This window comes from Mycobacterium triplex, from assembly GCF_000689255.1.
In the GTDB taxonomy this organism is placed as follows: domain Bacteria; phylum Actinomycetota; class Actinomycetes; order Mycobacteriales; family Mycobacteriaceae; genus Mycobacterium; species Mycobacterium triplex.
This window is the reverse complement of sequence record NZ_HG964446.1, coordinates 3,088,640-3,100,128: the sequence shown is the minus strand read 5'-3', so window position 1 is coordinate 3,100,128 and position 11,489 is coordinate 3,088,640. Positions and strand designations below refer to the sequence as shown.

Sequence of the window (11,489 nt, the reverse complement as noted above, 5' to 3'; positions counted from 1 at the left end):
ATTTCACGATTGACCACCCTCTCGCGGCGGCACGCTGCTGGGCTGCGGAGTTGGCGCGAGGGCAGGCGGTCCCGGTGGTGGCCCGCCTGGTGGCGGCGCGGGAGGCGGCTCGCGGTAGGGGTACCGCGGGTCACCGGGGTTGCCGGTGATCGCGTCGGGAAGAGTCAATCTGGGGTCGCCGCCCTGTCCGGTGCGCGGGTATGGAAGCGGCAGGGGCGGTGTCCCCGGCTGACCGGTCTGCGGATCGGTCCGCTGCGACGGCAGCAGGGTGTGGGGATCAAGGCCAAGGTCCGAGAAGGCGGCGTCGACGTAGGGCTGAATGAACTGCCCGGGTAGGAGATTCGCGACGTACGCCTTGAAGAACGGCCCGGAAGCCACCGATTCGCCGAGCGACATCGCGTAGGCGTTGAGATACCTGATCGCCTGCTGAACGCGTTCCTTGCGTTTGTCCAGGATGGCGAGGACCCCGTTGAGTTTGTCGAGGGCCGGCTTGAAATCGTGTCGATTGTCGGCGATGAACCCTCGGAGCTGTTGACTCAACGCGGATATATTCGCCGAAATATGGTCCAGCGCCGCGCTCTGAGCGCGCACTTGCACCAGCAGCAGGTTCGCATCCGCGACGAGTCGAACCACCGCGTCGCTGCGCTGCGCGAGCACGGACGTCACTTTGCTCGCGTTGCGCAAAAGATTGCGTAGTTGTTCGTCGCGCGAATTCAGCGTCTGCGCAAGCCGAGCCACACCATCCACCGCATGCCGCAAATCCGGCGGCGTCGCCCTGAAGGTTTCCGCCAGTGTGCTCAGCGATTTCGATAGTTCCTGGGTGTCCAGACCACTGATGGTCGCGGACAGGTCGCCTAATGCGTCGGGCAGTTGGTACGGAGATGTGGTGCGATCAACCGGGATCGCCGACGTGAGGGTGCCGGTTCCCCGGGATGTCAGCTCCAGGATTTTGTCGCCCAGCAGAGCGCGCGCCTTGATCGCTGCTTCCGTGCGATCGCCGAGCCGGACGTCGTCACGAACGGAGAACTTGACCAGCACACGTTCGCCGTCGAGTGCAATGCTGTTGACCTGGCCGACGCGCAACCCGGAGTATTGCACGGCGTCGCCGGCGGCAAGACCGCCCGAATCGGCAAAGTAGGCACCATAGACGCGGTCGGTGTTGATGAAGGGAAGTTTGTCGTATTGCAACGCTCCGACGACGACCGTTGCTACCAGGGCGACCCCGATCAGCCCGACGATCGTGGGATTGCGCTCTTCGAAGAATTTCATTTCGGTGCGCATCTCCCGGTGCTTTGGCCTGCCACTTTGATGTAAACGGGTTGGCCGCCTTTGCCGTTGACCTTCAAGACGATGTCGCACAGATAGAAACTGAAGTAGTCGCCGTACATGCCCTGGCGAGACAACACCCGGTAGGCGTCGGGCAATCCGTTGAGCAGGTCGTCGAAATAGTCGTGATCGGCCATCACCAGACCCCCGACTTTGTCTGTGCCGACGACGGTCTCGCGCAGGCCCGGCCGCGCCGACTGCAACAGGTCGGCGATCGACCGCGATGCCCTATCCGTGTAGGCAATGCCGTTCGCCACATCGTCTTTGTGTTCGGCCAAACCGTGCACAAGTTGCGTGAGCGCGTCGACGGCCTTGGCGAATTGGTCGCTTTGATCTCCGAGTGCTCCGAGTAGCGTGTCGAGGTTGGTGATGACTTCACCGATCAACCGGTCACGATCCGCCAGCGTGTTCGTCAGTGCCGCCGTTTGGGACAGGAACGAACCGATGGTTGCACCTTGACCCTGAAACACGCTGACCAGTTGGCTTGACAAGGCATTGACCTGGTTCGGGTCCAGCGCTCGAAAGAGCGGGCGGAAGCCGCCGATCAGCGCGTCCAGATCCAGTGCGGGTACCGTGTTGGCCAGCGCGATGGTATCGCCGGGATGCAGGGGGCGTGCCCCGCCCGCACCTTCCTCGAGGGACATGAAGCGGCCCCGAATCAGGTTGTCGTACCGGATGACTGCCCGGCTTCCCTGGGTGAGGACAACCTCGGGGTCGACGCCGAAGGTGACCAACAGTCTCGAGTCACCGACGATCGTGATGTCGCGAATCTTGCCCACTTCGACGCCGGCGATTCTGACAAAGTTTCCCTTTTCCAGCCCGGATACGTTGCTGAACAGAGCCTTGTAGTCGGTCAACTTGTCGAACCGGAGCTGGCCGAAGACGGCGAACAGCCCGAAGATTCCGAAAACACAGATCGCGACGAACGCTCCCAGCCGCAGCATCGTTGCCGATAGGGATCGCTTCACGGGGTCCCCTGTGGGGTGTCCGCACCGACCGGGGGCGCCGGGGTGGCGCCGGCTGCCGGCGGCGGCGGCGGTACACCGGGGGCAAGCGGTGTCCCGTCGGGCCCGTACCAGGGCGCCCCGTAGGCAGGGCTACCGGGTGGGACCACCGGACCCGGTGCGGGTGGACCGAAGCCGCGCACGGGGGGTGGTTCGGGCACTGCTCTCGTGACGGGGAAATAGTTGATCCACCACGGATGTCCGATGCCCGGATTCGGTCGCAAGTCAAGGCCGGTACCCCAACCCGTGTTGGTGACCAGATAGCGCTGCGGCCAGTTGTTGTCGACGATCGGCAGTGAGCCGCAACCGGGTTTGCCGTCCGGGCCGCCCTTGGCGGCCACGATGGGCAGGTTCTCCGGGTAGCGATACATGTCGTCGCCGAACAGCAATGCGCTGTCCAGCTGGACGGCCCGTCCGTTTCCGCCGAGGGCTCCCGAGCCGTGGTCGTGGAAGAACTGGGCGCCCAGGATTGTGCAGGCGTATTCGGGGTTGTACTTCAGTAGCAGATCGGCGGTCGGGGCGAGGACGTTGAAACCGTTGACGAAGTTGCCCAGATTCGGTGCGAGTAGGTCGATTCCGCTGTTGGAGAACCCAATGACGCTGAGCAGCAGTGCGTCCATTGAGGACGCTTCGGCGGTGATCGTCTGGCTGGTTGTCGTCGCGGCGTCGAGGGTGGCGACGATATCTGATGCGGCAGCGGCGTAGGTATCGCCGAATCCCTTGAGCGCGCGCCAATCGGCGTCGATCGTCGTCTTACGGTCGTTGAGCGCGATCAGTACTTGGTTGGCCGCGGTGGTAGCCTCGCCCATCTTCTGGCCTTTGCCCCGGACTCCTTCGGCGAGAGCGCTCAGCACCGCGTTCAACTTCGAAGTGTCGACCTTGTGCAACAAGTTGACGAGGTTTTGGAAGATCGTGTTGACCTCGGTGCTGACGTTCTGGCTTTTGAGGACCTCGCCGGCGGAAATGTGTTGCGGGCTCGGATGTTCCGGGTACTCGAAGTCGACGTACTTGGCGCCGAACGCCGTTGTCGCGCGGATCTTCGCCCTGACATTGGACGGGATCAACGGAACCTGTTCGGGGAAGATCTCGAGCTGCAGCCGAACCCGCTTTGTGTCGTCGGTGATCTGGCTGACGCGCCCGACTTCGACGCCGCGCATCTTCACCTTGCCGCCGGGCTCCATTACCAGGCCGGCCCGGTCGGAAATCAGCGTGACGACGATGTAGGAGTTGAAGCTTCCGCGGTAGAGCGACGAGGTCAGGAATACCAGCCCAGCGACGGTGGCGATCAAAAACAGTGTCCACCACGCCGGGTGGAGTCGCCGGTCGTGGCCGGGCATTAGGCTGTCCATCGCTATCCCGACAGGTTGAAGTTGCCTGACTGCCCGTAGATCGCAAGCGAGACGAACAGCGTGACCAATACTGCTGATACCAAAGAACTTCGGACGGCGCGGCCGACCGCCTCACCGACGCCTGCCGGGCCTCCCGAGGCAGTGAATCCGTAGTAGGTGTGCACAAGCATGATGACGATCGCCATCGTGATGGCCTGAAAAAACGACCAGATGAGGTCGGTCGGGTTGAGGAACGTGTTGAAGTAATGGTCGTACACACCAGTCGATTGACCGTAGATGAAGGTCGTGCCGAATCGGGCGGCCAGGAACGACATCAGGACCGCGATACAGTACAGCGGGATCACCACGAGGACACCGGAAATCAGCCGCGTGGAAGCGAGGTAGGAAATCGATTGGATGCCCATGGCTTCCAGCGCGTCGATCTCCTCGTTGATCCGCATCGCGCCGATCTGCGCTGTCGCGCCCGCGCCGATCGTCGCGGCCAAACCGATGCCCGCGACCAGCGGTGCGATCAGGCGCACGTTGAAATAGGCGGAAATGAAGCCCGTCAGCGCTTCCACGCCCATCCCGGACAACGAGTTGTAGCCTTGCACCGCGATGAGCGCACCGGCTGAAAGGGTAAGAAAGCCAACGATTACGACGGTTCCGCCGATGATCGCGAGGGCCCCGGTTCCCCCGAGGCTCATCTGTGCGATCAGGCGCAGCAATTCGAACTTGTATCGTGTAGCCGCGTCGACAATGCCCCGCAACGTCTGCACGTGGAATTGAACCTGAACCCCAACGCGATTCCAACCGCCCGCATAGCGCTTGACGCTGTAGCTGGTGCGGGGAAACACCGACTGTGCTGTGAGAATCACGTTGTTGCCTTCACCCCGACTGCCGTCGCGATCACGTTGATGACGAACAGGGCGACGAAGGTGAACACGACGGTTTCGTTGACGGCATTGCCCACCCCGGCGGGACCGCGGACCACCGAGATGCCCTTGTAGCAGGCGATCAGACTCGCGGCCAAGCCAAACAGCGCGGCCTTGATCAGGCAGATGATCACCTCTGGCGCACCGACGAGCAGTGTCAGGCCGGCGACGAACGATCCGGGCGTCACGTGCTGGATGAACACCGAGAACGCGAACCCGCCCGTGATGCCGACGATCGTGACAAGCCCGGACAGCAGCAACGCGACCACCGTCGCGCCCAGCACTCGTGGAACGACCAGGGCCTGAACCGGATTCACGCCGAGCACCCTGAGTGCGTCGAGTTCTTCCCGGATGGTGCGTGCGCCGAGGTCGGCGCACATCGACGTCGCGCCCGCACCCGCGACGACAAGAACCGTTACGAGCGGGCCGATTTGGGTTACCGCACCCAAAGCTGTGCCGGTGCCGGAATAGTCGGCGGCACCGAACTCCACCAACAAGATGTTCAGCGTGAAGACGGTAAGTACGGTAAACGGAATCGAGAGCATCAGCGTCGGAACGAGCGATACGCGTGCCACGAACCACGCCTGCTCCAGCAGCTCTCGCCACGCGAACGGACGCCGGAACATCAGCACGATCGTGTCCAGGGCCATCGCAAAGAACCGGCCGATGTCGACCAGGGGCTTGATCGCGGCTAGCTGCATGGTCCGCACCCACCTCGACGAGGGGCCCTAGACGACATTGCGCTGTTGGCGCGGGGGCGAAGGCACACCGCCCGAACGTGGTCCGAGCGCAGCGGGTTAGCGAAAAGGCCTGCGGCATTACATGATAAGTAGGCACCCGCGCGCAGGTTGCGACTACGCCGACGTGATCTGACGAGCACGGCGGGCCGACCGCAGGTACCGAAGCGGGTCATCCTCAATTCGCTCCCTCCCGGTGGGCGTCGCGTTGCGCGGCTGGCTCTATATTGTACAGTAGTAACCAAAATAGCAAGGGGTTCCGATGGACTTCGAACTTTCCAAAAATCAGCAAGAGTTGCGAGCACGGGCGACCGAGGCGGCCAAGCCGTGGCGTGCGCACGTCGACGAGTGGGACCGCGCCGATGAGGCTCCCTATGGGGAGGTCGCCGCCGCGATGGCCGCGGCGGGCCTGTGCGGCTTGACGATGCCGGCCAAATACGGCGGGGCCGAACTGACCGTCGTCGACTATGTGGTGGTCGTGGAAGCTCTGATCAAGACGTCGCAGTCCTGGATCGTCGCCGAACCAACGTTCGGCTCGACCGGCCCCGGACCGGCAATCGTGCTGCGAGCAGAACATGAGGCGACCCGCGAGAAGTTCCTACCTGACATTGTCAGCGGGCACAAGGCGTGCGCGATCGCGCTCACCGAGCCGGAGCACGGCTCGGATCTCACCGCCCTGACGACGAGCGCGACGCCCGATGGCGACAACTACCTGATCAACGGGTCCAAACGCTTCATCACCGGCTCCCCCGTCAACGAGCTGTACGCGACATTTGTGCGGTTCGACGACGAACCGGGACACCGCGGCATCGGCGCGGTGGTGGTCGAAAAGGGAACCCCTGGACTCAGATTGGAAAGAGGCGCCCACTTTTCCGGCACGCGCGGACTCCCCCACGGCGAGGTGCACTTCGATAACTGCCTGATACCGAGCGAGAACGTCGTTCGCGGACCGGGCCACTTCGCGGACCTGATGATGGCGTTCAACATGGAACGCATACACAACGCGACGCTGAGCCTCGCGCTCGCCGAAGCCGCGTTCGAGGATGCGGTGAGCTACACGTCAGGTCGGCAGGCGTACGGCAAACCCATCATCGAGTTCCAGTCGGCCTACCACAGCCTGGTGGAGATGCGGATGGCAATCGACGCTCATCGGCTGCTGACCTACCGGGCGGCGTCGAGTTCCGTGGACGGTCGATTTCCCAATGCGAAGGATTCGACGTTCGCCAAGCTGTCTGGCTGCACGATGCTGCCCACAGTGACACACGAGGCGATGGTCCTGTGTGGTGGTGACGGAACAACGCTGGACTACGCCGCGCAGCGGCTGCACCGCGATGCCATGGCGGCGTTGGTGGCGGGAGGATCGCCGCCGGTGCTGAAAAATGTTCTCGCCACCCAGATTTTCCCAGAGCACCGGTTTCGCCAGTGACACCGACAATCGATCACGACGCCTTCGGGCGAAGATGCCGCGAGTTCCTCGATGCTCACGCCGACGGCCTCGGCGACGCGGCCGAGGACCCCGTCGAACTGCCCGACACCATACCGATCTTCGACAGCCCGGAACGCTCGGTCGAAGAGCAGCAACTCAAACGAGCGCGCGCGTGGCAACGAGCCTTGTTCGACGAGGGGTTGGCTTGGATCACGGGTCCTCGCGATTACGGTGGCGCCGAACTTGACCAACGCAGTCAAGAGATTTTCGACGAGACCTGCAAGCTCTACCGCTTACCCAAACTCAACACGCTGTTCGTGACGTTGCACATCATTCTTCCCGGACTGCTGGCCGCGGCGTCGGAAGAGCTCAAGCTGAAGTTGGTGCCCGCGATCTTGCGCGGTGACATCATCGCCTGTCAATTGTTCTCCGAACCTGGCGCGGGCTCCGACCTATCGGCGGTGTCCACCCGCGCGGTACGTGACGGCGGCGAATGGGTCGTCACCGGCCAGAAAGTGTGGACGACGGGGGGCCACTACAGCGACATCGGCTTGCTCCTGGCTCGTACCGGAGACGATGCGGTCCCCCATCGCCGACTCACGATGTTCGTCGCCGATATGCATGACCCCGCGATCGAGGTACGCCCGCTGCGCGAGATGAGCGGTGGAGCACACTTCAATGAAGTGTTCATCGACGCACTGCGCATACCCGACAGCCATCGGGTCGGAGATGTCAACAAGGGCTGGGGTGTGGCCATGGCGACACTCGGTGGCGAACGCAAAGCAGTCGGAAACAGTTCGGAAGACCCGAATTGGGTTGTCGTACAGCGTCTTGTCGACCTCGCCGCCGTGGCGGCCAGAAAAGGGCAATTGCCGGCGGCGATCCTTGACGCGGTCCTCGACTGCTACGTTCTCGGTGCAACCGTCGAACACACCGCCGCGAACCTGTTGGCCGCCGAACGCCGAGGTAATTTGGCGGGCCCCGAGATGTCCATCCTGAAACTGCTGCGCAATCGTCTGCTGCGAAACTGCATCAACACCGCCAGCCACATCCTCGGGATGAACATGTTGGCCGACACCGGCGAATGGGGCACCTTCGCGTGGGGACGTGCCTCGACCCTCGCGCCCGGTCTGAGGATCGGCGGTGGCACCGACGAAATCCAACGCAACGTGATCGGCGAGCGCCTGCTGGGCTTGCCGCGAGACCGCTGATGAGGGAACGAGAACCGTGGCGCTGGCGAAAAGTCGTTGCGAATTCGGCCGATCGGACCGCGGCCTGCCGGTCACCCGCATACTCTAATTGGTTTTGTAGCAAGGGAATTCCGTGATGTCGTCTACACCTACGCATCGGCGCAGCTGGGCGCGCAATCAGTCGGCGAAGCTATTGGTCGCTACTTTCGTGGCGGTGTGCGGTCTCTTTGATGCCGCACCGCAGCTCGCGCCTCGGGCGGGCGCTGCACCGGCGCCCGAGGTGGAGTATGTCTACGACGTGGCAGTGCGGCGGCACTACAACTTCCCGAACAACGATGCGATCGGGTACGGCCATGGAATCTGCGACAAAGTCACCCAAGGCGACAGCTACGCCCAAGTAATGGGCGACGTGAAGCGCGACGTGACCCCCAACGACGAATTCGCTGCCAACTACCTGGTTTCCTACGCCGTCAATCTGCTGTGCCCTGCCCAAATCTGGCAGCTGCGCAACTCCGCGGCGAACTATCAGTCAACGGCTGGGTAGTCGCTGCTGCATCCCTGGCGGTTACGGCGACTGCGGGTTCTCGGCTCTTCCGATGTCCGGATATATGACATTGGTCGGGCTGACAGGATTTGAACCTGCGACCACTTGACCCCCAGGCTAATCGAGTGTGTTCGCTGATATTCGTAGAATGCACGTTGTCACAGCTAGATGCCGATTCGTGTAGCTAGCGAACTTTGCCGGATAGGGGCGGATTCGAGGCTGGTTTGGGTACCACTTTGGGTAAGGACAGTGGTTGCTGCGCGTCTTCAAGCGCAGCGGCGATCGCTTGCCTTAACTCCGCGGGAAACCACGCCAGCGACGCGGTTCGCCTGCCCGAATCTCGGTGTCATACCACGTCACAACGATTTGCGGGCTCGCGTCATCGCCAGCTAAGACGTGGAACATTTCCGATTCGTCAGCCTCGATTAGCTCCCAGGCAAACCCTCCGGGTGCCCTCACTTGCTCACCGTCTGCGGTGACGTGGAAGCGCGGTTCGGGCGAATTGTTCATCAACAGCACGTTGAACTCACCTTGACGCATCAGGTCCCATGGCGGCTCGTCCGCGGCCGCCTCGCGCTCCGCAGCTCGAATGCGGGCCTCATTTTGGTAAGCGGCCGCGAACTCCTGTGCGGCGTCGGCTGCTTGGCGTTGGGCTTCTACCGACTGAACGGCTGCGTCGGCGGACCGAACGGCCGCCTCGGCAGCATCCTTGGCACGCCGGTCAGCCTCCGCGCGGGACTTACGTGATCGAATCGCAGCCAGCGCTGACACTGCCGCGGAAGCGAGAGCCACGCCGGCACTAACTGCTGCCGGTACGTTTCCCCAGTCCAACGACACAGGGTCACCGTTGCACCTGAGCACACGACTGGCAAGCAGAACACGCGGCCAGGCGGACACCTAATGCCGCTCGGCGAGCTTCTCCACGGCCTTGACCAAGTTGCGCCAATCGATGTCACTCAGCGGCGGAGTGAAAGGGGCCATTGGCGGGATTTCTGTCCACGTCATCGGTTCAGCTCCGGGGAGGTCCGGGGTCCACGTGATGCGTATTTCGCCGCCTTTGTCACCGAAAGCCTGTGCGACCATGAACAACCGAGACTCGCCAGCCGCAATGTCAGAGCCGGACCCGTCCGCGCTCATCACGATACGTAGGTAGTCCCCGGCCAACGTAACGTTGCGGGCATTCACTGTGCCGACGTTGCGCAACGTGTAGTTCCGAACAGCTGGATTGTTCGTCCGAGCTTCGATCCGCCAGCCGAAGTGCCTACCTCGCTCGACTATCTCGGCGATGTCGGCTGATCGAGTGGCCGCTTCTGCCGACGTGTGTGCGTGCTCAACGGCATCTTTCGCGACCCTCGCCTGGGCTCGTGCATACCAGACTGATCCGCCAGCAGCGAGCGCCGCAACGATCGAAACAATGAAGGCGGCAATAATCATGCGGGGACTTTAACGCCGCTGGCCGAGCTGTCGAAGTGTCCACCGCGGCGCGGCGTGGCTCCGCGAGCGCGAATTGCGCCGCCGTTAGGGTATGTCGTCCGCGGGGGTAGATATCGGAGGTAGTCATGGCGGTTGCAATCGGTGACGTAATCGAGGCCGTGGAACGGCTTGAGGGCACCCCAGCGCTCTCGGTCGACCAGGAGATACAGCTCAATATCCTGAAGGCGCTCGTGGTGATCGCTCGTCGACTGAACATGAAGTAGCGGCCCGGCCCGCCAGCGGATACCGCTTGCCTCAAGCGAATGACTGGCGGAACCGAGCCGCGTGCCGGCACGGTCGCCGCGGTGCTGAAGGCCGCCGAGGGTCTGCGCTATTACCGGGTGCTGGTGCTGATCGCCGCCACGGGATTGCGCCGCGGTGAAGCTCTCGGCCTGCACTGGCAGCACGTCAACCTCAAAGACGGGTCGCTGAAGGTGGCGGCCACCCTCGGCCGCGTCGGCAAGGAGCTCGTCGTCACCGAGCCCAAGACGGAACGATCGCGCCGCACAGTGCCGTTGTCAGCCCCCGTCGTCGCGCTGCTGAAGGCTCAGCGGGCCACCCAGGCGGCCGAACGGCTGCATGCAGGCGACCAGTGGACGGACAGCGGATTGGTTTTCACGACCGAATTCGGCGGCCCTGTCGACCCGCGCAATCTGTTGCGGGCTATCGAGATCGCCGCCGCGAAGGCAGGCGTCGAGGGCGCCGGGGTGCACACGCTGCGGCACTCGGCGGCCGTGGCATGGCTGGAATCGGGCGTGCATATCAAGGCGGTCGCGGACCTGCTCGGGCACAGCTCGATCAGCATCACCGGCGACATCTACGGGCACACCAGCGACGACACCGCCAGAACGGCAATTGACGGGCTGAGCGGGGCGCTGGGGCTCTGATCAGGGGCTCGGCAGCGCCAGACCGTTGGCCGGCAGCCACGCATCCCAGGCGGCTACGGCATCCCTAGCGACGTGGAGCGCGTAGTACTCGTCGCCGCTTGTGCGAACACGTATCGTCCAGTGGTTCCCTGAAAGATGGTGCGGAACGGGCGCCGGAATCGAGGCGCCTTTAGAGTGCTTCACGATTTCGGCTGGTCCGCCAGGCGTGTAGCACCCGTGCCTGTCGCGATCCACTCCGCCGTGTTTGAAACCGTTGGCAATGTCCGCACACATCGCCAGCTCAAGAGATGGCGGGTCCGGATGATTCTTCGGCAGGAACGCCCTCACCGCTTCCTGAATTTCGGGCTTTTGGTCGTCCGCGTGCAGGATCCAGTCTTTCAAATGGAATGCGTCGCAACAGAAGTGATAAAGGATATCGCGCGCACGATCCGAATTGTGAATCTCTTCGTACTTGTCAGAAGCGGCGGTTCTGGCCAGTAGGCCGTACTGCCGGTGCATTCGCAGGTACTGGTCTTCCCACGTTTCACCGAGCATCGCCGTCAGCCTGCCGCGTATTTGCTGGCCGATGGCCGGCGAAAGCTGGTTTGGGTACTACGTTTGGGTATTGCCCATACTGTTGGCATCTCAGTAACTCCAAAA

The 11,489-nt window shown here is 62.9% G+C and carries 13 protein-coding genes; 5 read left to right on the top strand and 8 right to left on the bottom strand.

Annotated features, from left to right (window positions below):
* Positions 1 to 3 precede the first annotated feature (3 nt).
* From BN973_RS14365 to BN973_RS31690, 5 genes are read right to left on the bottom strand one after another with little or no spacing between them, the layout of a single operon-like run.
* Positions 4 to 1,281 (bottom strand): MCE family protein, encoded by a 1,278-nt coding sequence (locus BN973_RS14365; RefSeq protein WP_232232083.1) that lies wholly within the window; start codon positions 1,279 to 1,281, stop codon positions 4 to 6.
* Positions 1,266 to 2,294: an MCE family protein gene (locus BN973_RS14360; RefSeq protein ID WP_407067603.1), complete on the bottom strand. Its 1,029-nt coding sequence runs from the start codon at positions 2,292 to 2,294 to the stop codon at positions 1,266 to 1,268. Before BN973_RS14360 ends, BN973_RS14365 begins: the two co-directional genes overlap by 16 nt.
* Positions 2,291 to 3,667, bottom strand: coding sequence for an MCE family protein (locus BN973_RS14355; RefSeq protein WP_232232082.1), 1,377 nt, complete (start codon positions 3,665 to 3,667; stop codon positions 2,291 to 2,293). Before BN973_RS14355 ends, BN973_RS14360 begins: the two co-directional genes overlap by 4 nt.
* Positions 3,668 to 3,681: 14 nt before the next feature.
* Positions 3,682 to 4,515, bottom strand: a complete 834-nt coding sequence (locus BN973_RS31695) for an ABC transporter permease (protein WP_036472420.1) — start codon at positions 4,513 to 4,515, stop codon at positions 3,682 to 3,684.
* 17 nt (positions 4,516 to 4,532) lie between these two features.
* Positions 4,533 to 5,294 carry an MlaE family ABC transporter permease gene (locus tag BN973_RS31690; RefSeq protein ID WP_051641255.1) on the bottom strand — a complete coding sequence of 254 codons (762 nt, stop codon included), beginning with the start codon at positions 5,292 to 5,294 and terminating at the stop codon, positions 4,533 to 4,535.
* Positions 5,295 to 5,592: 298 nt separating this feature from the next.
* On the opposite strand from BN973_RS31690, the gene BN973_RS14340 reads away from it, so the two are divergent.
* The 3 genes from BN973_RS14340 to BN973_RS14330 all read left to right on the top strand — a co-directional run bounded on the left by BN973_RS14340 (position 5,593) and on the right by BN973_RS14330 (position 8,490).
* On the top strand, positions 5,593 to 6,756 hold the full coding sequence (locus tag BN973_RS14340; RefSeq protein ID WP_036468929.1) for an acyl-CoA dehydrogenase family protein: 1,164 nt from the start codon (positions 5,593 to 5,595) through the stop codon (positions 6,754 to 6,756).
* On the top strand, positions 6,753 to 7,967 hold the full coding sequence (locus BN973_RS14335) for an acyl-CoA dehydrogenase family protein (RefSeq protein ID WP_084163398.1): 1,215 nt from the start codon (positions 6,753 to 6,755) through the stop codon (positions 7,965 to 7,967). The genes BN973_RS14340 and BN973_RS14335 overlap by 4 nt, the downstream gene beginning before the upstream one ends.
* 193 nt (positions 7,968 to 8,160) lie before the next feature.
* Positions 8,161 to 8,490: a DUF732 domain-containing protein gene (locus BN973_RS14330; protein WP_232232081.1), complete on the top strand. Its 330-nt coding sequence runs from the start codon at positions 8,161 to 8,163 to the stop codon at positions 8,488 to 8,490.
* Between the two features lie 291 nt (positions 8,491 to 8,781).
* Here the strand turns inward: BN973_RS14330 and BN973_RS14325 are convergent, their stop codons facing one another.
* Both BN973_RS14325 and BN973_RS14320 read right to left on the bottom strand, forming a co-directional pair.
* Positions 8,782 to 9,261: a hypothetical protein gene (locus BN973_RS14325; protein ID WP_139830348.1), complete on the bottom strand. Its 480-nt coding sequence runs from the start codon at positions 9,259 to 9,261 to the stop codon at positions 8,782 to 8,784.
* A gap of 126 nt (positions 9,262 to 9,387) precedes the next feature.
* Positions 9,388 to 9,924 (bottom strand): hypothetical protein, encoded by a 537-nt coding sequence (locus tag BN973_RS14320; RefSeq protein ID WP_036468926.1) that lies wholly within the window; start codon positions 9,922 to 9,924, stop codon positions 9,388 to 9,390.
* A 125-nt stretch (positions 9,925 to 10,049) separates the two neighbouring features.
* Between BN973_RS14320 and BN973_RS31045 the strand changes: the two genes are divergently transcribed.
* Together BN973_RS31045 and BN973_RS14315 are read left to right on the top strand one after the other, a co-directional pair.
* Positions 10,050 to 10,187: a hypothetical protein gene (locus BN973_RS31045; RefSeq protein WP_156959176.1), complete on the top strand. Its 138-nt coding sequence runs from the start codon at positions 10,050 to 10,052 to the stop codon at positions 10,185 to 10,187.
* Positions 10,188 to 10,226: 39 nt separating this feature from the next.
* Positions 10,227 to 10,850 carry a site-specific integrase gene (locus BN973_RS14315; RefSeq protein ID WP_051641254.1) on the top strand — a complete coding sequence of 208 codons (624 nt, stop codon included), beginning with the start codon at positions 10,227 to 10,229 and terminating at the stop codon, positions 10,848 to 10,850.
* Here BN973_RS14315 and BN973_RS14310 read toward each other — a convergent pair whose 3' ends face one another.
* Positions 10,851 to 11,384 carry a hypothetical protein gene (locus BN973_RS14310; protein WP_036468925.1) on the bottom strand — a complete coding sequence of 178 codons (534 nt, stop codon included), beginning with the start codon at positions 11,382 to 11,384 and terminating at the stop codon, positions 10,851 to 10,853.
* Between the last annotated feature and the right edge of the window lie 105 nt (positions 11,385 to 11,489).